The following is a 21627-nucleotide window of genomic DNA, read 5'->3' on the forward strand; positions in this document are numbered from 1 at the left end:
TTTATACTTAAATGGTTTACGAATGTGACTAATATACTACTTTTGCTGTTCCATTTGTTTAATGATTTTATTTACTTCGGTCTCTGTTGCGCGCAACTTGTTCTGACAGAATTCGATGAGTTCTGAGGCACGCTTCACCTTTTCTGCTAAAACATCCACAGAAACAGACTCTGTCTCTATTTCCTGAGCAATTTCGGCCAGTTCTTTATAAGCTAACTCATAAGTTAAATTCGTTTTCATCGTATGCTGATTTTGATTTTACTGTTGTTTTGATTTCTGAATTGGCCAGTCTGACGGTTAATTCCTCCCCTATAGCTATCTGATCGGCATTACTGACGATTTTCCCGTTTACCTTTAAGATCGCAAATCCTTTGTTCAGAATATTTTGCGGACTCATGATTCTCATAACAGATTGGAAATGGGCAATGTTTCCTGCTTTATTCAGAAAATACATTCTGCTGTAGGATTGCATGTTCTGCGCGAGGTTGCTCAGGTCTTTTCTTTTATTGGAAATGAGTATCCTGGGGTTCGTTAGGATGAGCCCTGAGAGTTGCAAAATGCGGTTATGGTGGCCATGTAGCAAATTGCGACTGGTATTAATTGTAGATTGGTTCAGTTGCACCAGTCGGTCTTTATGATGATTGATCATTTGATAAGTTTTGATCAGGATCATTTTCTGAATACCTGTTAGCTTATCTTCAAAGTTGCGGTTATGGGTGATGATAAACTCTGCCGCTTTAGTAGGCGTCTTTGTGGAGGTATGTGCCATTAAATCTGCAATGGTTTCGTTTTTCTGGTGTCCGATTCCGGTGATCACGGGAATGGGAAATTTGGCAATTGCGCGGTTTAATTCGTAATTGTCGTAAAGCAGGAAATCGGTTTGTGAACCTCCACCCCTGATGATGATTAAGGCATCATAAGGTTTTTTAGATTCATATACGGCTATGACCTGTGCCAGAAACTGCTTTGCATTACCATCGCCCTGCACCAAGGCAAAGTAATCGTCAATTTCGAACTGGTAGCCAAAAGGATTGTGTTCCAGACTGTGTCTGAAATCCTGAAACCCTGCGGAGGTATCCGAAGAAATCACTGCAATTCGCTGGATTACGGGGCCTAATGTTAAGCTGTTGTTCCTGGTGAGGTAGCGGTCTCCTTCTTTTTGAATGAATGTCGGGTTATCACGAAGTAATCTTTCCAGGGTTTCTTTTCGCTGCTGCTCAAATAATCCTAAGGTGAAATTGGTGTCTATATCGAGTAGGTTCAGTTGTAATCCAAAAGCGGGATTGTATTGAACGGATACCTGTACGAGTACATTGATATCGTTTTTAAACTTCTGGCCTGTTGCTTTTTCAAAGTTACTGATGTTTACAGAAGCATTTCCCCAGGCCCTTCCTGCTACTTTTGCGAGGATTCTTGCCGCAGATTTATCTTTCTCTACCAGTTCAAAATAGTGATAGTTGCTTTGTGGTTTATAGGTATAGTTGGTAATATCGGCGATGATCCAAAAGGTTTGCTGTCCAAAAACACCATCAATTGCTTGTTGAATCTGGCGGGTTAATTCGGACAGTTTTATAGAGGGGATGGTGCTCAATGGTTATATGTATCTGTGATTATGGTCTAAAGTTAGGAAATCTAAAAACAAATCAACTCTTTGATAGTTTATAATGCAGCAACGAAGCTATAAATAAGGATATGAACGAGAATACGAGAATAATACTGGGCATTTTTGCGGGTTTGGCAGCTGGTGCTGCATTAGGTTTATTACTAGGCCCTGAAAAGAAAAGCGGTCATTTGAATGGTCATGCTGCTTTGGCAAATACGGGTTCGCAGAGTCAGGGACAGACGAAGCAACAATTACAACAGCTGGAAGATATTAAAGATCGCTTGATGAATACTTTTGAGAAGGATGATTTCAATGATCATGTAGAGCATGTATAAGGATATTAATGACCTTGAATCTTTAAAGAAAAGACAAGCAGAATTGTTGCTGGATCAGGAGTTCGCTCAGGAAAAACTTAAAAAGGATGTTAAAACCTTTATCCATCAGTTTAGTCCGGGTTATATTGCGCAGAAGTATACGAGGAAACCAAAAGAAAAGGTGGTTTCTTTGTTTCATAAAGTAAGCTCCTGGTTTAGCAGGAAGCAAAAGGCTTTGCCTGGCAAGGGAGAACTTTAGCTGAGTGCAATTAAGCGACTTCCATTTTGGCTGATCTCTAAACGGTGCTGTATCCCACATTTTAAGGCGAAATTGTTCTTTTGATGTCCGACAGGGAAGTCATAGGCCACCGGATAACCGTAATTGCGAACTTTCTCCTGCACAATATCATAGATTGTTTTGCCGAACTCTTCACCGGGATCGTCAGGTTTTGTTTTAAACCCACCAATAATTAAGCCGGCTAAACGGTCGAGTTTTCCGGTTCTTTTGAGGTTCCAGAACATGCGGTCGAGCCGGTAAAGGTATTCTCCGGTATCTTCTACAAACAGGATTTTGCCATCGGTATTGAGGTCGGATTTTGTACCGGCCATGGTTTCAATGATGCTTAAATTCCCTCCAACCAATATTCCTGAAGCAATGCCGGGCTTATTGATCGCAACTGCGGGTCCCAGGTATTGCAGGTGTTCTCCTTTTAGGATTTTATTGATCGACAGGATGGTTTCCAACTGTACGGCATCTGCCAAGGCGGGATCCGTAGGGAAAGAATTGCACATCTTGGAATGTATGGAGGCAATGCCGTACTGACGGTTTAAATGACAGTGTAAAACGGTTACATCGCTGAAGCCAATGATCCATTTGGGCGATTGTACAAAAGTATTGAAGTTCAACAGGTCTATGATTCTGACCATCCCATAACCTCCCCTTGCACACATAATAGCCTTAATCTGCTGATCATCCATCATTTCCTGAAGATCAGCTGCCCGCTCCTGATCTGTTCCACCCATAGTGAAATCTCTTTTATCGATGGTCTTGCCAATTTTAATCTTAAAGCCCCAGCTTTCCATCATGGCAATTGCCGGTAGAATTTCTGCGGTCGTAATAAATCCCGCCGGACTGGTGATTCCGATCGTATCTCCTGCTTTTAAATATGGGGGTTGTTTGATCGGGAGTTCATCAAAAGAACTGGCTTTTGATCCAAAGGAAGCAGTAGCAGGTATGGTTAATCCTGCTGTCAGCATAAAAGAGAGAAAATGTTTCCTTTTCATATCGCGTATTGGCTGTGATTGTCTTATTACAGAAAGACTTGTTGAATTGCGTATTGCAATGATAAGGCTATTTCAGGAAATACCGGGCAGCTACTCCATCGTTTTCGTAAATTTTATATATCATTAAGTTCTTAATTAAAGAGGTTTTGCAGGAAGAAAAGTATATTAGCTTAAAGCTTAGGCCTGTTTTAACAGGTTTAGTCAGAAAAAACCTAACCAAGTATGAATAAATATCTGATCCTTACCCTCTGTGGGTTTAGCCTGCAATTAAATGCGCAAACCAAACAAGTAAGTTTCCAGCCTCAAAAAAAGGGCAAACAGGTGGACGTAAGTGTTGGCGGTAAGTTTTTCACCAGCTTTATGTATCCGGATAGTCTGGAAAAACCAATCTTATATCCGCTTCAAACTGCAAGTGGCCTTACCTTAACCAGAGGATTCCCTTTAAATACCAGAGATCAGGAACGCACAGATCATCCACATCATGTGGGATTATGGCTCAATTATGAAAGCGTAAACGGTCTGGATTTCTGGAATAACTCCTATAATATTCCAGCGTCGAAAAAGAGCAAATATGGCTGGATTAGAGGTGTTTTTCTGACAGGCTATAAATCCGGTAGTAAAAAAGGCGAACTGAGCTATACGGCAAACTGGGAAAGACAGGATCGCCAGGTATTACTGAAAGAACAGACCACTTTTACGTTTTCTGGCGATGAAAATACCCGTACCATAGATCGTGTAACCACGCTTACCGCCCAAAAGGACACGGTAAAATTCAAAGATGTTAAAGATGGGATGATTGGACTCCGTGTGACTAAAGAATTGGAAATGCCTTCGAATCAAACAGCTGAGTTTACCGATAGTCAGGGCAACCGGACAAAAGTTTCGGCCTCTGGCAATGGTGCAAATGGAAATTACCTGACCAGCGCAGGAAAAAAAGGAAATGATGCCTGGGGAACCAGAGCAAACTGGTGTGTACTTGCGGGCGTAAAAGACCAGCAGGATGTGTCTATCGCAATTATTGATCACCCGAAAAACCCCGGTTACCCCACTTATTGGCATGCCAGAGATTACGGTTTATTTGCCGCCAATCCTTTAGGACAACAGGTATTTAGTAATGGTAAGGAGAATTTAAACCTTAGCCTTGCTCCTGGTGAGTCCATTACTTTTCGCTATCGGGTGTTGATCCGTTCCGGAGAAAAACCACAGGCAGCGGTGTTAGACCAACAGGCCTTACAATTTAGCAAAACCGCTTTATAGGCCGGATAAAACCAGCTATTTATTGGCTCTTTAGTAAATCTTTTTCAAACAATATCTATTTAAAAATAACCCTTTACCTCCGGTATACTTAATGCCGGGTAAAACCTAAACCACACAAATGAAAACTAAACCAGTACTACTTTTAGCTGCCTTGCTATGGGCAGGAAGCCCAACCGGCTTACAGGCACAATCTCAGAAATGGCAAAACTTATTCAACGGAAAAGACTTACAGGGTTGGAAACAGCTCAACGGACAAGCAAAATATGATGTTGTAAATGGCGAAATTGTAGGCACCACAGTGTCTAATCAGCCAAATTCTTTCTTAACTACGGACAAGAATTACGGGGATTTTATCATGGAACTGGAGCTTTTTGTAGATGATTCTATGAATTCTGGCGTCCAGATCCGAAGCGAAAGCAAAGCGGATTATCAAAACGGTCGTGTTCATGGCTATCAGGTGGAGATTGATCCATCCGACAGGAAATTCAGCGGCGGAATTTACGATGAATCCAGACGAGGATGGTTATACCCAATGGACATCAATCCAAAAGGAAAAGAAGCTTTTAAAAACCAACAATGGAACAAATATCGCGTAGAATGTATTGGAAATTCTATTCGTACCTGGGTAAATGGTATTCCTGCTGCCAATGTGGTGGATGCGATGACCCCTACCGGCTTCATTGCTTTACAGGTGCATGGTATAGGTAAAAATGATACTCCGGGAAAACAAATCCGCTGGAGAAATATCCGTATTCAGACGGAAAATCTAAAACCATCTAAAGCTGATCAGATATTTGTAGTTAACCTGGTCCCTAATGATCTTTCTGCTCAGGAAAAATCAACAGGATATTCGTTGTTATGGGACGGCAAAACGAGTAAAGGATGGAAAGGCGCTTATAAATCAGGCTTCCCACAAAGTGGATGGTCGATGAATGACGGTGAATTGAGCGTGCAAAAATCTAATGGCGCAGAATCTACGAATGGTGGTGATATCGTAACCGAAAAACAGTATGGCGCATTTGAAATGAAATTCGACTTTAAACTTTCTGAGGGTGCAAATAGTGGCGTGAAGTATTTTGTGACCTTAACCGAAGGAAATAAAGGCTCTGCTATCGGTCCGGAATATCAGATTCTTGACGATGCAAGACATCCTGATGCGAAACTTGGAAAAAATGGCAACCGTACCTTGGGTTCTTTGTATGACCTGATGACCAGTAAAAAAGTGCCCAATGCGCAACGTAAAATCGGAGAATGGAATAGAGGTCTGATCCGTGTTTATCCTGATAACAAGATAGAATATTGGTTAAATGGGTACAAAATTCTGGAATATACCCGTGGATCTTCGGAATTCCTGGCTTTAGTAGCCGATAGCAAGTATAAAGACTGGAAGAATTTTGGAATGGCTCCTAAAGGGCATATCCTGCTACAGGACCATGGTGATCAGGTATCTTTCAGAAGTATCAAATTGAAACAACTTTAATCCCCCTATTTATGTTATCGTCTAGAAGAAAATTCATTAAACAGTCTGCAATTGCAACCGTTGGAACTTATATGGGAACGATGGGTTTAACTGCGAAAAGTTATGGAAATATCATTGGGGCCAATGATCGGGTAAGAGTTGGCGTAGTTGGCTTTTCTGATCGCTTTGCCGGCTCCCTCCTGCCAAGTTTCCTGAATCATCATAAAGAACTCAATTTCGACATCGTAGCGGTGTCTGATTTATGGAATTACCGTCGTGGTTTAGGTCAGGATTTGCTCCAATCTAAATTAGGGCATGACATCACCGCTTGTCGTAATAATGAAGAATTATACAATTTAAAAGATATTGATGCAGTAATTGTTAGCACAGCCGATTTCCAACATGCTGTGCACACCATAGAGGCCATTAAAGCCAAATGTGATGTGTATTGTGAGAAACCTTTCGCAGAAACCATGGAGGATGCCAGAGCCGCTTTAAAAGCGGTTAAAGCTTCTCAGCAAATTGTTCAGATTGGTTCTCAAAGGAGAAGTGGCGCAAATTATAAAGCAGCTTCCAGATTTATTCAGGACGGCAAGTTTGGGGATATCACGATGGTTGAACTCAGCTGGAATGTAAATCAGCCTGGAAGATGGCGCAGGCCAGAGTTGGTAGCAAAATTGAAACCCGAAGATACCGATTGGAAACGCTTCCTGATCAACCGTCCTTTTGAAGAATGGGATCCAAGGAAATACCTGGAGTACCGTTTATTCTGGCCATATTCTTCGGGAATGCCGGGGCAATGGATGTCGCACCAGATTGATACGGTACACTGGTTTACGGGTTTAAAACACCCCCGGAGTGTAGTAGCCAATGGCGGTATTTATCAATGGAAAGACGGACGTAGAAACTGGGATACCACTACCGCGGTGTTTGATTACGGACCGGATAATAATGCGGAGAAAGGTTTTCAGGTGGTCTTTACTTCCAGAATGCACAATGGGGATGAGAATCCGGCAGAAATCTATTATGCGAATGGTGGTGAATTAAACCTAAACACCAATACGGTTTCTCCAAAAGGTGGATTAAAAGCTGGTCCGGCTAGTGCGATGAATATGCAGCCTAACCTGTTGCCGGAATTAAAGTTGTCGGATATGGCAGAAAAAGTAGCGGTATCCGCAAACACCGGTGGTGATAAACTGACTTCGGCACATATGCGAAACTGGATGGAATGTATTCGTAGCAGACAACAAACAAATGCACCGGTAGAGGCTGGTTACTACCACTCTATTGCAAATATTATGACGAATGCTGCCGCCAGAACCGGTAAAAAAGCCGTGTTTGATGAAGCTAAACAAGAAGTAATGGTGGATGGTAAGCCTTTTAAATATTAATGATGTTCAGAAGGAAATTTATACAAAATAGCGGCATTTTAGGTGCCGGGTTATTATTACCAGGAGACCTGCTTGCTGCTGGTGCTTTTGACCGTTTCGATCCTGAAAACAGGATGAAAGTTGGTGTAATTGGTTGTGGCGACCGTGGAAAGGGTTTAATACACATTACCAGTCAGTTGCCAGAAGAGTTTGAACTGGTGGCTATTGCGGATGTGCTGGATTTTAGAATCACTGAAACTTTAAAACAGCCAGGTGCTGCAGGGGTAAAATCTTATTCGGATTACCGGGATTTACTGAATGATCCGAAGATTACCGCAGTTTTCATTTCTACTCCTTTGAATATGCACTTTCCCATTGCTTCGGCAGCTTTAAAGGCGGGGAAACATGTTTATCTCGAAAAAACCATGACTTATGATATTCCAGAGGCTTTTGCATTGGTAGAGCTGGTGAAAAAGCATCCGGGGCAAACCTTACAGGTAGGTCATCAATATCGCTACGCGCCTATCTATTATAAGGTTAAGGAAATGATCGATAATGGCTATCTGGGAAAAGTAACTCAGATTGAGAGTCGCTGGGACAGAAATAACAACTGGAGACGCCCTATTGCAAACCCAGGATTGGAAAGGAAAGTGAATTGGCGGATGTATAAAGAATATTCCGGTGGTTTAATGGCCGAATTACTTTCTCACCAGATGGATTTTATCAACTGGGCTTTTAATACGCATCCTCAGGAAATCATGGCCACAGGCGGTATTGACACCTATAAAGATGGCAGGGAAACCTATGATAATGTTCAGGTGATGTTTCGCTATCAGGATATGATTGGTAATTTCGGTACTACTTTGGGTAATGAAAGAGATGGTTATCTATTTAAACTGAAAGGTACCAAAGGAACCATTTCTTTATTAGTCAACGAAGCGATCTTTTATCCGGAAAAGAGTCATAAGAAAGAGCTGGAAACTGTTGATGGCGTAACCGGTGCCACCAAAATCGTCTGGGATAAAAACGGTGGAATTCCGATTAAAACGGATTTACCTGCAAAAGACGGCACTTATTACTCCCTGAAAGATTTTCATAAATCTATACTGGAAAAGAAACAACCAGACTCTAATGTCATTACTGGTGCAACCACTGCATTCTGTGTGCATCTGGCCAATAAAGCATTATATGGCCAGCAAATTGAACGCTGGGAACCAAAATACAATTTATAACGGAGGGTGTCTGAGTGTTTAATTCAGGCACCCTTTTTCTCTTTATTGTTTTTGTACTTGCTTGTTCTTTTGATTTTGTCTTTGCTTCTACTGTGCGCTTACCAGTTTTTTTGTGGGCAGGTCACTTTATACCTGTTGTTCAGCAAAATGCCGAGCACTACTTCATGGCTCCCTTTACTCACCGTTCCCAATTGGGAAGTGGTGAAGTCATAAGAATACCCCAATACAAACAGCGCATTAATGTTAAATCCGGCAATGATCGCTGCTGCGTCATTGGAACGATAACTTCCTCCCAACCAGAACTTGTCTTTAAATGATACTTTTAAATTGATGTCGGTAGAAAGCGGTGCGGGCGAAACGTATTTAAACATCACAGAAGGAATGGCCGCAATATCATCACTAAGAAAGTACTTGTAGCCTCCGGTGATAAACAGATGGGGCACCTGTTTCCCCTGGTTATAGCCCGCTTCATTGGTAAATGTAACGGGTCTGTTGAGGAGTTGTTGTGCGGAGACTCCGGCAAAGAAATCAGCACCATACAACCATAATCCCAACCCTAAATCTGGTTGTATCCGGTTGTTGGCATTGTCGGCAATGGCCGGATCCAAGATGTTCTCTAAAGAGATTTTTGAAACATCCAGCATGAGTCTGGATATTCCAGCGGCAACACCGAGACTGAGGTTGATTTTGGGACTGAGTCCAAGGTGATAGGCATAGGTGAATTTAAAATCAGAACTGGTAATGGGGCCTATTTTGTCTACCACTCCATAAACACCAGCACCATGGTGTGGCTCTGAAGCCATATAGGTGTGCATAATGTTGCGTTTCATCGGGTTATCCCCGTTTTCGGAGAAAGAATTTGAATTGCCATAGAGGTAGTTCTTCCCCAGAGGAAAGTGGACCGAAAAATAAGCCGTCACCGGCGCCTGATCAACCCCAGTCCACTGATTTCTATACCCAAACTTAACATCCGTATAATTCTCAATCCCTGAAATTGCAGGATTTAAAATGTAGTTATTAAATACATATTGTGTGTACTGAGGTCTTTGCTGCGCATGGCACAGCAAAGTGAAACTCAGCAACACTCCTACTAAAAAAAGCCATTTGCTCATGGAATCCTATTATGGTTTCAGACGTCCATTGCATAAAGACGTATCACTAAGCTAAACAGTAATCATTAGTTAAACAAATTTCTAATAAACAAATATTTTCAACTTAAATAAGTATCAATTACATAATTGTACATATCTGACGTAATCATCAAATAAATTACAATAAGAGATAATAGGTGTCGTATAGATAAACGTTACAGGAGTTAAATAGATTATTGAAGAGTAATCCGTAATGGGGTAATTAAACAAAAAAGCGGCTTATTTATATAAATAAGCCGCTTTTCGTATAGATATTTAATAGGTACTACCAAAAGGCAGAATACAAAGCGACTAACATCGCGAAGATGATTAAAGCACCTATAGCAAATGAGGTAGAAACTTTAAACATTTTAGCATCAATCTCCAATCCATTGGTTACAACGCCTTTTTTACCTTCATAAATACTAATCAGATACATTCCCAAAATACAAATCGCGAAAACGATCAACATTCTGTCCATGAATGGAATCTCAAATACACCACTTGAATTGGCAATTGCCCATCCGTATTCATGTAAAGGAGAAAGGTCTACCCATCCTGGTAAGAATTTAAGGAGCACTGAAACGACAAAACCACCTACAGTAGCGAACATTGCCGCATTTGAAGTTGTTTTCTTCCAGAAGAATCCAAGGATAAACATCGCAAAGATACCTGGAGATACGAATCCGGTATACTCCTGAATGTATTGGAAACCTTGTTTTCCTTCTCCCATTAGGGCGTCACCTACAATCAGCGAAAGTACTACAGCCATTAACATAGAAACCACAACCGTGATTTTACCTATGTTAACCATGTTACGCTCACTTGCGTCCGGTTTAAATGCTTTCTTATAGATATCAAGGGTAAAGATGGTTGCAATACTGTTGGCTTTTCCGGCAAGGGAAGCTACAATTGCTGCGGTTAAAGCTGCAAAAGACAATCCTTTTAAACCAACAGGCAACAGTCCTAATAAAGCAGGATAAGCCTTATTTGGGTCTTCTACACCCGAAGCAGTCAATAAATCTGCTGCTTTGATGCCACCCATGTTTTCTTTAACAATAAAATATACTGCGATACCTGGAATCACAACGATCACCGGCATTAGCATTTTAAGGAATGCTGCGAATAAAAGTCCCGCTCTTGCAACTGGTAAAGAAGCACCCAGCGCTCTTTGCGTGATATATTGATTACATCCCCAGTAACTTAAGTTCGCAATCCACATACCGCCAATTAATACACTTAAACCAGGAAGGTCCATGTAATTAGGGTTGTCTTTCTTGAAAATCAGGTGGAAATGTTCCGAGGCCCCTGTTCTTAGAATACCAAAGCCTTTCGTAATCCCCTCACCGCCTGAAATCAGGTTTAAAGCAAGATAAGTAGCTACTAAACCACCTAGAATTAAGAAGAATACCTGGATTACATCAGTATATCCGATTACTTTCATACCACCAAGGGTGATGAAAATCGCGAAGATTGCTAAGGCAAGGATACAGGCCGTCAGGTCGAGTCCGGATATACCGCTGATGGCCAGGGCCCCAAGGTAAAGAATGGACATCAGGTTGACTACAATATATAACATCAACCAGAATACCGCCATAATCATCGCTACTTTTTCATTGTAACGCTGACTTAAAAACTGGGGCATGGTAAAGATCTTATTCTTTAGATAAACTGGCATAAAGAACACTGCCACAATGATTAAGGTTGCAGAAGCCATCCATTCGTATGCGGAAATAGCCAGTCCGAGTTTAAACCCGGAACCACTCATTCCAATCATTTGTTCTGCCGAGATATTTGAGGCGATCAGTGAAGCTCCAATGGCCCACCAGGTTAAAGAGCCTTCTGCTAAGAAGTAGTCTTTGGAATCTGCTGCTGCAGTTTTCTTTTTGTAGTAAATCCAGAAACCGTAAGAAGATACGATAATGAAGTAAATAAAAAATACGATATAATCGTATTTGTGAAGTCCGCTCATTGTGGTTTAAATGTTGATTAGCTGGCTAAAATATAAATTTATTTCCCATAACTTTTCAGAAAATGTAAATTAATTAAAGGAAAAGTTACGGGAACACTTAACTAATGTGCGGCTCTATGTTTAAACCTGCTGGTTTATAGATAAATTGCAGGTAAACCAGGGCGATTAGTGTAATTCCTGTGCAGGCATAAAAAGTAACGGGAATCATGGCAAGGTCATCAATAAACAACCATCCGGCTAACAGCGCGCCCAAACCAATTCCGGCTTCCAGTGCGATATACATGGTGGCCATTGCCTTTCCGCGGTGATGCGGATCACTCAGGTCTACCGTCCATGCCGTGGCTGTTGGAGATAACATTCCTGTGGCCACACCGTATAATGCAGAAGCCGACATAAGCATCAATGAGGTATCTGCCAAAGCAATCCATAAGGTAGAGGCCGCAAGGAGTACTAACGAGAACTTTAAGATCACTGGTCTGCCGTATTTATCAGAGGCCTTACCGGCCACAAATCGTATCAATAGAGAAGTTAAAGTAAACACCATAAAGAACATTCCTTTATTGCTGGTTCCCAACGCCTTACTCCAGTCGGAAATTACGGTTAGGATAGCACCATAACTGATGTAAGTCATGAAAATGATAATTACTGAAGGTATTACTCTCCATTCAATAATATCTTTCCTGTTGATCTTTAAGTGACTAAACTTGAATTTCTCTTTGTTTGGCAGCGTTTCTTTCATATTCGCCAGGATCACAATAGACAATAACGCGAAAAGAGAAGAACAGTAAAAAAGGATATTGATATCGAAATGATCGGTAATTAAACTTCCAATTGCAGGGCCAATGGCTAGTCCGGTACTAAAACAAACACCGTGTACCCCCATCGCTTCTCCCCATCGGTTAACCGGCACCAAATCTGCAACATAAGCTGCGGTAGCTGTAGGTTTAAATCCGGTAGAAAAGCCATGAATTAGTCTCAGGAAAAGGAAACCTGCAACGGTGGTTAGCATCGGATAAAGGAATCCGCACAGAAAGCATACCAGGGAGCCTACCGCCATTACCGGAACTCTTCCTATAGTATCCGTTAGTTTACCGCTAAATGGTCTGGAAATCCCTGCGGTAAGCGTAAACAAGGCTATGATGAAGCCTTTGTATTCCGCGCCACCCATAGCCGTTAAATAGGCGGGTAATTCCGGAATCAGCATATTGAAGCTGGCAGAAAAAAGAAAAGAGCTTAAGCAGACCAGACCAAATTGAAAGGTATAAATAGAACCGGAAGAATTTTGCATTGAAAAAGGATGAATGAAGGCCCAAAGATAGGAGAAAAACTGTTTTACTGCTTTGTTTGTTTGTAATTGATGCGGAAGAATGCATCGTAAATGTAGTTCGTTAAGCTAAATCTCCCCTAAGCAAGCCCTTAGAGAGCCCTTATAAAAAAACATCCTGAGATTCTGTTTTAATTAGCAAAAACAACCTCAATAACTAAAATATTTAGTATAATTGCATCCTTATCTATTGGTTGTTAACTGTAATCTAAATCAAAAAGACATGGTAATTGTAAATGATTTGCTGTATGGAAACGTAGAACTTCCGGAAGTTTTTGCGGATCTGCTGGCTAGTCCGGCTTTAAAAAGGTTGGGTGGAGTTCATCAAAGTGGCGCGATATTCCTCGTTAATCCGGAGATTAGCCATACCCGCCTGGAACATTCTATTGGTGTGATGTTACTGATCAGAAAGCTTGGGGGCACAGAATTGGAACAGATTGCCGGTTTACTTCACGACATTTCTCATACCGCCTTTTCACATGTCGGCGATTATGTATTTAAAAACAAGGAGGAGAATTATCATGAGGAAATGTTTGCGGAAGTACTGATGAACTCAGATGTTCCGGAGCTGCTCAGAAAGCATGGTTATCACCTGGACCAGTTATTAGATGGGGATTTCCCACTTCTGGAGCAACCTTTACCAGACCTTTGTGCCGACAGACTGGATTATACCCTTCGGGATTCTCTTCATGCCGGATTAATCAACAGACCGGCAGCCATATTGTTCCTGGAGCACCTTAGGATACAACAAGGTCGTATCGTGGTCACTAAGGCGGAACAGGTAGATTGGATCAATACACTTTATGAACGTTTAAAGAAAGAAGTATTCCAGCTTCCCCTTCACCTCTATGCCAATGAGCAGATGTCGGTATTAATCCGGGATTTCCTGAAAAATGGCTTTTTACAGGAAGCAGATTTATTTAAGGATGATACTTTTCTGTTGAACAAAATCAGAAGTATCGCCTTAGGATATGAGGCGGTTAAAGCGATTAAAACCTTAAAAGGTTATCCGGCTTTCTTGAAAAAGGGAAGCAATTTAACCACCAAACTGAGGAGCCTGAAAGCCATGCTGTCTATTTAAGCTACTTCCCCTGGCCCTATCTATTTTACAATCGGTTTCTTTCCTCCTAGATTAAACACAGCACCAATAGTGAAGATGGAATTTCCAGCGGTCATGAATTTACGGTCTTTTAGGCCAAAGTTGCCACTGGAGGTGTATTGAAGCTGTACAGCGTCACTCAGTCTCATACGCGTAAAGAAAACAGGCTCAATAAACATATTGTCTTCTTTGGGCTGTCCGATATTGTTACTTAAAAAGGTATTCATGCCTACATGACTAATCCTGATCGCAGTTCCATAATTTAAAGCATAGCGGTTTCCGAATAGATTGAGGTATTTATTCTTTTTAGAGCTGTAATTGACCTGGATGAATGTTTTTGTAAAGGTAACTTCCTCTTTAGTACTACTGATCAATAGCTTATCGTCGTATTCTCTGAAATTACGATCTGCTCTTCCTCCACCATATCCGGCATAAATTTCAATGATCTGGTTATTATCTGGTCCGAAAGTATCGATGTACCCTCCGCCGAACTCCACCAATTTATGACGAAAATCTTTACTGGTTCTCTCATTCTTCATATAAGACCCGCTAAATAAGACCCCGAAATGATTTGATACGGCATAAGCACCGTTGATACTTGCATTTCCTTTTGGCGAGATATGCGCCCCCGCACTCAACTCCCCTTTTTGGCTTAACATTGGCGTATTTGGAACGTTAGGCATATATACTGAGGAGCAGGAACTCCAGGTCGCGGCAGCAAAAAACAGGGGGACTATCAGGTATTTATTCATAGATTCTTGCATTAACAGCTAAATAATCAAACGTGATTTTTACTTCTAAATTCCCTAAAAGTATGGATTTAGGGTTAAATATTATCGAATAATACTGCCTGCATACTGGAACAACCTACTGAACCGAAGAGTATTACCTGTATAAACCACAGAGTAACAGAGCTGTTACAGTAGTCATTTACACGTATCTTTTTAGCTTGTTTTTTTTCTGAGAAAGTTAAGATATACAGAAATAGCGATGGAAATCAGGAATAAACCAAGTGTTAGCCCATCAATAAGGTCAGGATTGATATCTGAACCAGTTAAGCGATCCGCATAATATTTAACAAAAGAACCAGGCAGATTCTGTTCTCCCAGTTGCTCTTTAACCTGCCATTGCCAATCTGTGACCGGGCAATATCCAATTCCGTACCAGATTCCTAAAATCAACCAACAGCCCAAGGTAAGGGCTACACCGTAGAGATGTAGTCGCCTCGTGGCTGGAAATGCCCATCCAAAGAGGTTAAATCCAATTATCAATAAATGGATCAGGGTGTAAAAGTAGTCAAGGGCAATTAAACTCATTAATAGGTTTCTATTATTTAAGATTCTTTTCTTAAAATTTCTAATGGTGGACGATTCAATACACTCCTGCTGTTGTAAAGGCCTGTTATCATCACCAATAAAGGTATAGCCACCAGAAATGCCAGTAAGGGTAAGATCTCAGGGGCATAATTACTTTTAAGCGCAAATACAGCGAGCGCCCAGCTTCCCAATATAGCCAGGATAATCCCGGCAGCGGTTGCAATGAACCCAAGGAAGAGATATTCCAGACCGGTAATCGTCAGAATCTGTTTCCTGCTTGCCCCCATAGTTCTTAGCAAAACACTTTCTTTCAACCGCTGCCCCTTACTACTCATTACTGAGGACAACAAGACAATCCATCCTGTGGCCATGCTAAATCCAGCCATAAAACGAATCACAAAATTAACCTTATCTAACAGGTTATCAATAGTCTTAAGAATCATATCTAAATTAACAATAGAGACGTTTGGGAAAGCTTTTAAGACTTTTGCCTGTAACTCAGCGGAACGTTCAGCAGCAGCAACACGCGTCATAAACACATAAAATTGAGGTGCTTGTTCCAACACGCCTGTTGGAAAAACCACTCTGAAATTAGGCTGCACTGTATTCCAGTCGACAGTTCTGAGACTACCTACTTTGGTTTTAACCGGCAAGCCTTGAACATCAAAAACAATTGAATCACCGATGCGTACTTTAATTCTTTCTGCATAAGCTTTTTCCAGGGAGATAAAAACAGTACTACCTTCTGCGGTGATTCCAGTCCACTTACCCTCATTAAGTACTTCTGTAGATCTCAATTGCGACTGATAGGTTGCCCGGATTTCTCCACTAAAAGCTCTGGCAACTCCGTTTTTACCTTTTTTACTGGTTGTATCTCCATACTGTTCCGCAGTCTTGCCGTTGATTTCTATAATCCTCATGGTCACGATAGGTACCTCCCCTAAAACAGGCAAATGCGCTGCTTTCAACAGCTGTGCGAGCGGTTCTTTTTGTGCAGGTTGAATATCAAAAAGTACCATATTAGATTTTGCACCGCTACCAGACACAGCCACTTTGTTTAAAAGCACACCCTGAACTAAATATAGAGTGACAATAAACAGCGTAGATAAGCCTATGGCGACACTTAGAATCATGGTTTGATTGTTCGGACGATAAAGATTTGCAAAGCCCTGACGCCAAACATAGGCCATGCGTTCAGGAATCATTTTTCTGAGAACTAACATCAGAAGTTTAGCCTGGCCAATCAGCAGTAAAAAGGCCAGTAAAATCCCTATGACGAAAGCCAGCGCCTTTATCCAATCGCTCATCTGCAAATAGGTAAACCCATAAACGAAAGCAATGATCAACATATAAATCAACCATTTTAATGGATCCCTTACCTGTTTTACCTCCTCAAAAGAAGCTCTAATGGCATTTAAAGGCGAAATACTCCTAACAGAAATCAGGGATGGCAATGCAAATAAAACAGAAATGATCAACCCTGTAGCGAGTCCTTGTCCAATTGCCGACCAGGAGATTCCCATTGACAATTCGACAGGTATAAAGTCTTTCAGGACTAAGGGAAGCATAAACTGCAAGACCGTCCCCAGAAAAGCACCGGTAATGGCACCCAACAGACCGATTGCCCCCACCTGAATCAGGTAAATCAGGAAAGCTTCTTTGGCATTTAGTCCCAGACACCTTAAAGTAGCAATGGCGCCCAGCTTTTCTTTGATGTAAACCTGTATCGACGTTCCTACCCCGATACACCCTAATAATAAAGCGATAAATCCGGATAAGGCCAGAAATTCATTCAGGTTTTTAAATGCCCTGCCGGTACTTTCTTTTTTCGTCGCAACCGTTTCATGGCCCAACTGTTCTTTATCCAGCAATTGCTGATGACGCTTTAAATCTCTGTTGACCGTAGCTACATCTTTATATTGATAAAAATAACGGGATTGAATCCTGCTACCCAGTTGAGTTAAGCCGGTTTGCTCCAGGTATTCTAAAGGAATATACACCACAGGAGTCACGGTGCTTGCAATACCCGTTTGTCCGGGCACACTTTCCAGGCTACCTTCAATGGCGAAACTCAGGTTCCCGATTTTGATTGAATCGCCTGGTTTTGCTTGATACTGTAGCATCAAGGTTCGGTCTACTAAAGCTTTTCTTCCGTTTTTAAAAGTCTTCGCAGCCAGGGATGGCTGTGTTTCTATGTTGCCATAAAATGGATAATCTCCTGTTAAGGCTCTCACTTGAACCAGACGGGAGCCTTCCCCTTTCAGGAAATAAACCATGGAGACAAAGTTTCTTTCTTTAGCGCGGACTGCTCCCAAGGTATCCAGCAAGGCGGTAACGGCAGGGCTCAATGGCCTCCGGCTTTCAATAATCAAATCGGCCCCGGTCAGTGTCTTTGCTTGTTCATCAATATCTCTTCGTAAATTGGCTTTGAAAGAATAAACAGCCACGAGCGCCGCAATTCCCAAAATAATGGAAGACATAAATAGCAAGAGCCTGGAGCGGTTCTTTCTGGAATCCCGCCAGGCCATTTTTAGTAACCAGGCGTAATTAATGGTTCTTTTAATGTTGAAATTAGGATCAGGCATGGTTCAATTCTAAATCAGCAATCACCACACCTCCTTTTAATTTGATCATCCTATTGGTTTTTGCAGCGAGATCCAGGTCATGGGTCACAATAACCAATGTCGTTCCTGCTTCTTTGTTCAGGTCGAACATCAACTTGATCACTTTATCGCTGGTTTCAGCATCCAGGTTTCCTGTTGGCTCATCCGCAAACAATATCGCTGGCTGATTAGAAAATGCCCTGGCCAGGGATACCCGTTGCTGCTCCCCACCGGAAAGCTGTACCGGATAATGCCCGGACCGGTCGGCAAGTCCAACCTTGTCCAACAATTCCAGCGCGTGTTTCTTTATATTCTTTTCCCCTCTCAGTTCTAAGGGCACCATTACGTTTTCCAATGCGGTAAGCGTAGGCAACAGTTGGAAATTCTGAAAAATAAAACCTACGTAGCGGTTCCTGACTGCCGCCCTTTCATCTTCCGTTAAATGATCCAAATCGATACCATTTAGGGAAACCGTTCCTGAACTTGAACGATCCAGTCCTGCACATAAACCCAGTAACGTAGTTTTTCCACTGCCTGATGGGCCGGTAATAGCTATCGTAGTGCCGGTTTGAACGGAGAAGTTGATCTTGTCGAGTACGGTCAGTTTATGACCTGCATTTTCGTAAATTTTACTTACATTTTGAATGTTAAGGATATCTTCCAAAGCTTTGAGATTAGGGTCTTCTTTTAAAATAATGAATGCAAATTCAATATTGCGTTCAGGTAAAATAGCATTTCCCAGATGGTAAGGCTAAATATACTGAGTTTTAAGTGTTTTATAGCGCTATTTAATGGACAAAAGAGGTGCTTAACAAACACCCTGCTTCCATAAAGCAAGAACACAATTTAAATACCTTAGCAGACTTTAGCCAGGAAAGCTACATTTGTATTATACTACTGGTTTTCCCAGGCTTTCAAATATTTTGATAATTATACTATGTTACAGCTCAATTTTAAAGGTTCCTTTGTTTTAATGTTTATGTTTTCTGCAATGGCCATATTGACTTCCTGCACCGGAAAACAGGGAACAGTTGCTACAACAGAAAACCCTAAACAGGACTCCAACAAACCCACTGAAAAAGAAAAAGCCCGGACCACCGAAAACAGCAAGACGAAGGAGAAAACCATATTGTTCTTTGGCACCAGCCTTACTGCGGGTTATGGCTTACAGATAAATGAAGCCTATCCGGCTTTAATACAAGAAAAGATAAAGGAAGCAAAACTCCACTACAAAGTGATCAATGCAGGGTTAAGCGGCGAGACCACAGCTGCTGGCAACACTAGAATAGACTGGTTATTAAAGCAACCTATCGACATATTAGTACTGGAATTAGGCGCGAACGATGGATTAAGAGGAATCCCCTTATCGGATACAAGAAACAACCTACAACAGATCACGGATAAAGTAAGAAAGAAATATCCGGAGGTAAAGATTGTATTGGCGGGGATGCAGATTCCACCGAGTATGGGGGCAAAATATGCTAATGAATTCAAATCGCTTTTCCCGGAACTAGCCAGGAAAAACGATATGATATTGGTTCCTTTCTTACTTCAGGGCGTTGGTGGAGTACTAAAGCTGAATCAGAAAGACGGGATTCACCCTACTGCTGCCGGACAAAAGATCCTGGCAAAAAATGTATGGGAGAAATTAAAACCCATTTTATAACGATTAATCTACGGGTACGAAAGTAAACATCCACTTCTGCGGATTTTTCCAGTCTGCTCCTTTAAAGCTGGCAATAGGCAATTTGATCAACACCTCATTCCAACCTTGTTTTAAGGTTATTTGTGTAGGTGCTCTAAACTCATAACCTTCATCAATCAAAGGAATTTCCATGTTCCCGGACAAACCGGCCTGTTTCCATGCTGGTGGATCAATCAGGACTCCATTTACATGAACATTACTTTTTCGGTTATCCCAGGTTCCTTTTTCCGGAGAGCTGGAAGCATAAGATCTGGATATATTATTAAAGCCAATCCAAAAATCTTTGGTTTCATTGTCGTCACTCCATATTTTTCGGTAAGCATACCAGGTGGTGTTTTCCTGTGGCTTTTCCAATACACCGGTCACCTCTGGCGTCCACCAATGTCTGAGCACAATTGTGCCGCCGACTACTTTCATGGCTACCGGCAGACTGTCTATATTTACAGCAACCGATTCGGGATCAAATGATGCGGTCAAATCTCCTCCGTTAGCAAAAGGACCAATTAACCTCCAGGTTATGTCCGACTGTGCCACATAGGGAAAAGGCAAACGGGAAAAGTAGCGTTGTTTATGTTGCATCAAGCGATTTTCAAAAGCTGCAAAACCCAGGGCTTCCGCAGATTCAGGTTTACCAATTTTGGCCATCCAACCAGGTATTCCTCCCCCTCTCCAACTGCGTTCTGAGAAAGCAAGCATGGAAGGATAAACCGGATTTTGGGTCAAGGCATCTTCGGGCTTTGAGATGTTACGGTCCGGCCAATTACAAATTGTACCACCTAAAGCACTTGAATTTCCCTTATCCAGATTTGAGATCTTCCTGTTAAAAATAGTCACCACACTTTCGAGTGGGTCCATATGGTTCAGGTAAAGGTGTCTGGAGTCTATGTATTGTATGTTTTTGTTCTTACTCACTTTAGTTGCACCCTCCATCCACAATTGTCGGATGGTACTCTCTGTAAAGTTTCCTCCAGGCTCCCATCCGATTACTTTTTTACCGAGCTGTTCGATCAGTTGCGTCACTTCCGGAAGGAAGTTTACATTGGTGATTTTAACTTCATCGGCACCAATATGTAGATAAGGAAGGTTGTAAGTCTTTATAAATTCTCTAAGGAGGTTTTTAACAATATTAAGGCCGGTATCACTTTGCATCTCCGTTTTCATAGCCCTTTTGAAAGCATCGCTATGTCCGGGCATATCAATTTCCGGCACCAAAGTAATGTGACGTTCTTTACAATAAGCAATCAGGTCTTTCATTTGGGCTACGGAATAGAAATCACCTTTATTCCGCAACATGGTCTCCGGAGCGGTTAACTGCGGATAAAGTTTACTTTCCAATCTCCAGGCAATATCTTCTGTGGCATGAAAATGAAAAATGTTCAGCTTATAAGCAGCCATCACGTCTATTTGTTGTTTCAATAGCGCGACAGACTGAAAATTACGCCCTACATCTACCATATATGCTCTCCATGAAAACGCCGGCCAATCTACAATATCGCAGGAAACCACCTTTTTATCAGAGGAAATCAACTGCTTTAAGGTTTGGATACCATAAAAAACTCCTTTCTTATGAAGGCCTTTAATTGATATTTTACCCGGGCTTACAGAAAGGCGATAAGCCTCCTGTTTAAACTCTGCATCCAGCATTTCATCCTTAGCCAGGATAAGGTATGAAGTTCCTTCTGCTGGTAGTTTTCCTATTTTAACCTCTATACCTTGATTTTTAAGTGCTTTTTGCAGCAGTTTGGCTTCAGGAATGAAGTCATCATGGTCTACTACAATTAACTGGCAATGTTTAAAATCAAAGACACCTGTTCTCTTCTCTAACCGTTGAGGAAGTGGCATTAAAGCAGGCACTGCCCGTTGGTCCTCTTTCAGAGTTGGGACCTGAGCATATAACATATCGATGGAGAGCAGCAAAATGATAAGTATTAAAAGGTTACGGTTAAACATAGTAATAAT

General features: G+C 41.6%; 19 protein-coding genes. 8 read left to right on the plus strand and 11 right to left on the minus strand.

Annotated elements, in window-relative coordinates; all coding sequences use genetic code 11:
- Positions 1-36: 36 nt before the first annotated feature.
- Together xseB and xseA are read right to left on the minus strand one after the other, a co-directional pair.
- The gene (xseB, locus tag R2Q66_RS09790; RefSeq protein WP_062548805.1) at positions 37-240 is read right to left on the minus strand and encodes an exodeoxyribonuclease VII small subunit; all 204 of its coding nucleotides are present in this window, start codon (positions 238-240) and stop codon (positions 37-39) included.
- Positions 218-1591 carry an exodeoxyribonuclease VII large subunit gene (gene xseA / locus R2Q66_RS09795; protein WP_316748336.1) on the minus strand — a complete coding sequence of 458 codons (1374 nt, stop codon included), beginning with the start codon at positions 1589-1591 and terminating at the stop codon, positions 218-220. The genes xseB and xseA overlap by 23 nt, the downstream gene beginning before the upstream one ends.
- Positions 1592-1692: 101 nt before the next feature.
- Between xseA and R2Q66_RS09800 the strand changes: the two genes are divergently transcribed.
- Complete coding sequence (locus R2Q66_RS09800) at positions 1693-1938, plus strand: YtxH domain-containing protein (protein ID WP_316748338.1); 246 nt, start codon at positions 1693-1695, stop codon at positions 1936-1938.
- Positions 1931-2176, plus strand: a complete 246-nt coding sequence (locus R2Q66_RS09805) for a hypothetical protein (protein WP_316748340.1) — start codon at positions 1931-1933, stop codon at positions 2174-2176. The genes R2Q66_RS09800 and R2Q66_RS09805 overlap by 8 nt, the downstream gene beginning before the upstream one ends.
- On the opposite strand, the gene R2Q66_RS09810 is transcribed toward R2Q66_RS09805, so the two are convergent.
- Complete coding sequence (locus R2Q66_RS09810; RefSeq protein ID WP_316748342.1) at positions 2173-3201, minus strand: LD-carboxypeptidase; 1029 nt, start codon at positions 3199-3201, stop codon at positions 2173-2175. The two genes, R2Q66_RS09805 and R2Q66_RS09810, sit on opposite strands and share 4 nt — an antisense overlap.
- Positions 3202-3423: 222 nt before the next feature.
- On the opposite strand from R2Q66_RS09810, the gene R2Q66_RS09815 reads away from it, so the two are divergent.
- The 4 genes from R2Q66_RS09815 (at position 3424) to R2Q66_RS09830 (ending at position 8519) form a co-directional block, all read left to right on the plus strand.
- Positions 3424-4458, plus strand: coding sequence for a PmoA family protein (locus R2Q66_RS09815; protein ID WP_316748344.1), 1035 nt, complete (start codon positions 3424-3426; stop codon positions 4456-4458).
- Between the two features lie 118 nt (positions 4459-4576).
- Positions 4577-5938 carry a DUF1080 domain-containing protein gene (locus tag R2Q66_RS09820; RefSeq protein ID WP_316748346.1) on the plus strand — a complete coding sequence of 454 codons (1362 nt, stop codon included), beginning with the start codon at positions 4577-4579 and terminating at the stop codon, positions 5936-5938.
- An 11-nt stretch (positions 5939-5949) separates the two neighbouring features.
- Entirely contained in the window at positions 5950-7308 is a 1359-nt protein-coding gene (locus R2Q66_RS09825; RefSeq protein ID WP_316748348.1) for a Gfo/Idh/MocA family oxidoreductase, read from the plus strand.
- Positions 7308-8519 (plus strand): Gfo/Idh/MocA family oxidoreductase, encoded by a 1212-nt coding sequence (locus R2Q66_RS09830; protein ID WP_316748350.1) that lies wholly within the window; start codon positions 7308-7310, stop codon positions 8517-8519. Before R2Q66_RS09825 ends, R2Q66_RS09830 begins: the two co-directional genes overlap by 1 nt.
- Positions 8520-8617: 98 nt before the next feature.
- Here R2Q66_RS09830 and R2Q66_RS09835 read toward each other — a convergent pair whose 3' ends face one another.
- From R2Q66_RS09835 to R2Q66_RS09845, 3 genes are all read right to left on the minus strand, one after another.
- Positions 8618-9631: a type IX secretion system membrane protein PorP/SprF gene (locus R2Q66_RS09835; RefSeq protein WP_316748352.1), complete on the minus strand. Its 1014-nt coding sequence runs from the start codon at positions 9629-9631 to the stop codon at positions 8618-8620.
- 304 nt (positions 9632-9935) lie between these two features.
- Entirely contained in the window at positions 9936-11621 is a 1686-nt protein-coding gene (locus R2Q66_RS09840; protein WP_316748354.1) for a sodium/sugar symporter, read from the minus strand.
- A gap of 97 nt (positions 11622-11718) precedes the next feature.
- The gene (locus R2Q66_RS09845) at positions 11719-12909 is read right to left on the minus strand and encodes an MFS transporter (protein ID WP_316748356.1); all 1191 of its coding nucleotides are present in this window, start codon (positions 12907-12909) and stop codon (positions 11719-11721) included.
- Positions 12910-13168: 259 nt separating this feature from the next.
- Between R2Q66_RS09845 and R2Q66_RS09850 the strand changes: the two genes are divergently transcribed.
- Positions 13169-14026 carry an HD domain-containing protein gene (locus R2Q66_RS09850; protein WP_316748357.1) on the plus strand — a complete coding sequence of 286 codons (858 nt, stop codon included), beginning with the start codon at positions 13169-13171 and terminating at the stop codon, positions 14024-14026.
- A gap of 20 nt (positions 14027-14046) precedes the next feature.
- Here the strand turns inward: R2Q66_RS09850 and R2Q66_RS09855 are convergent, their stop codons facing one another.
- From R2Q66_RS09855 to R2Q66_RS09870, 4 genes are all read right to left on the minus strand, one after another.
- Positions 14047-14796 carry a hypothetical protein gene (locus tag R2Q66_RS09855; protein WP_316748359.1) on the minus strand — a complete coding sequence of 250 codons (750 nt, stop codon included), beginning with the start codon at positions 14794-14796 and terminating at the stop codon, positions 14047-14049.
- A gap of 192 nt (positions 14797-14988) precedes the next feature.
- On the minus strand, positions 14989-15360 hold the full coding sequence (locus tag R2Q66_RS09860) for a DUF2784 domain-containing protein (RefSeq protein WP_316748360.1): 372 nt from the start codon (positions 15358-15360) through the stop codon (positions 14989-14991).
- A 17-nt stretch (positions 15361-15377) separates the two neighbouring features.
- The gene (locus R2Q66_RS09865; RefSeq protein ID WP_316748361.1) at positions 15378-17945 is read right to left on the minus strand and encodes an ABC transporter permease; all 2568 of its coding nucleotides are present in this window, start codon (positions 17943-17945) and stop codon (positions 15378-15380) included.
- On the minus strand, positions 17938-18627 hold the full coding sequence (locus R2Q66_RS09870) for an ABC transporter ATP-binding protein (protein ID WP_316748363.1): 690 nt from the start codon (positions 18625-18627) through the stop codon (positions 17938-17940). The genes R2Q66_RS09865 and R2Q66_RS09870 overlap by 8 nt, the downstream gene beginning before the upstream one ends.
- Before the next feature lie 273 nt (positions 18628-18900).
- Between R2Q66_RS09870 and R2Q66_RS09875 the strand changes: the two genes are divergently transcribed.
- On the plus strand, positions 18901-19629 hold the full coding sequence (locus tag R2Q66_RS09875) for an arylesterase (RefSeq protein WP_316748364.1): 729 nt from the start codon (positions 18901-18903) through the stop codon (positions 19627-19629).
- 3 nt (positions 19630-19632) lie between these two features.
- Here R2Q66_RS09875 and R2Q66_RS09880 read toward each other — a convergent pair whose 3' ends face one another.
- On the minus strand, positions 19633-21618 hold the full coding sequence (locus tag R2Q66_RS09880; protein ID WP_316748365.1) for a beta-N-acetylhexosaminidase: 1986 nt from the start codon (positions 21616-21618) through the stop codon (positions 19633-19635).
- Between the last annotated feature and the right edge of the window lie 9 nt (positions 21619-21627).

The organism is Pedobacter gandavensis, from assembly GCF_032677645.1.
GTDB lineage: Bacteria > Bacteroidota > Bacteroidia > Sphingobacteriales > Sphingobacteriaceae > Pedobacter > Pedobacter gandavensis_A.

What these genes read in the sequence shown, in the direction of transcription:
- R2Q66_RS09875 (WP_316748364.1), top strand. Translation starts at nt 18,901, where the DNA reads ATGTTACAGCTCAATTTTAAAGGTTCCTTTGTTTTAATGTTTATGTTT.
- R2Q66_RS09850 (WP_316748357.1), top strand. Translation starts at nt 13,169, where the DNA reads ATGGTAATTGTAAATGATTTGCTGTATGGAAACGTAGAACTTCCGGAA.
- R2Q66_RS09880 (WP_316748365.1), bottom strand. Translation starts at nt 21,618, where the DNA reads ATGTTTAACCGTAACCTTTTAATACTTATCATTTTGCTGCTCTCCATC.
- R2Q66_RS09815 (WP_316748344.1), top strand. Translation starts at nt 3,424, where the DNA reads ATGAATAAATATCTGATCCTTACCCTCTGTGGGTTTAGCCTGCAATTA.
- R2Q66_RS09840 (WP_316748354.1), bottom strand. Translation starts at nt 11,621, where the DNA reads ATGAGCGGACTTCACAAATACGATTATATCGTATTTTTTATTTACTTC.
- R2Q66_RS09800 (WP_316748338.1), top strand. Translation starts at nt 1,693, where the DNA reads ATGAACGAGAATACGAGAATAATACTGGGCATTTTTGCGGGTTTGGCA.
- xseB (WP_062548805.1), bottom strand. Translation starts at nt 240, where the DNA reads ATGAAAACGAATTTAACTTATGAGTTAGCTTATAAAGAACTGGCCGAA.
- R2Q66_RS09830 (WP_316748350.1), top strand. Translation starts at nt 7,308, where the DNA reads ATGATGTTCAGAAGGAAATTTATACAAAATAGCGGCATTTTAGGTGCC.
- R2Q66_RS09805 (WP_316748340.1), top strand. Translation starts at nt 1,931, where the DNA reads ATGTATAAGGATATTAATGACCTTGAATCTTTAAAGAAAAGACAAGCA.
- R2Q66_RS09865 (WP_316748361.1), bottom strand. Translation starts at nt 17,945, where the DNA reads ATGCCTGATCCTAATTTCAACATTAAAAGAACCATTAATTACGCCTGG.
- R2Q66_RS09810 (WP_316748342.1), bottom strand. Translation starts at nt 3,201, where the DNA reads ATGAAAAGGAAACATTTTCTCTCTTTTATGCTGACAGCAGGATTAACC.
- R2Q66_RS09820 (WP_316748346.1), top strand. Translation starts at nt 4,577, where the DNA reads ATGAAAACTAAACCAGTACTACTTTTAGCTGCCTTGCTATGGGCAGGA.
- R2Q66_RS09855 (WP_316748359.1), bottom strand. Translation starts at nt 14,796, where the DNA reads ATGAATAAATACCTGATAGTCCCCCTGTTTTTTGCTGCCGCGACCTGG.
- R2Q66_RS09845 (WP_316748356.1), bottom strand. Translation starts at nt 12,909, where the DNA reads ATGCAAAATTCTTCCGGTTCTATTTATACCTTTCAATTTGGTCTGGTC.
- R2Q66_RS09860 (WP_316748360.1), bottom strand. Translation starts at nt 15,360, where the DNA reads ATGAGTTTAATTGCCCTTGACTACTTTTACACCCTGATCCATTTATTG.
- R2Q66_RS09825 (WP_316748348.1), top strand. Translation starts at nt 5,950, where the DNA reads ATGTTATCGTCTAGAAGAAAATTCATTAAACAGTCTGCAATTGCAACC.
- R2Q66_RS09835 (WP_316748352.1), bottom strand. Translation starts at nt 9,631, where the DNA reads ATGAGCAAATGGCTTTTTTTAGTAGGAGTGTTGCTGAGTTTCACTTTG.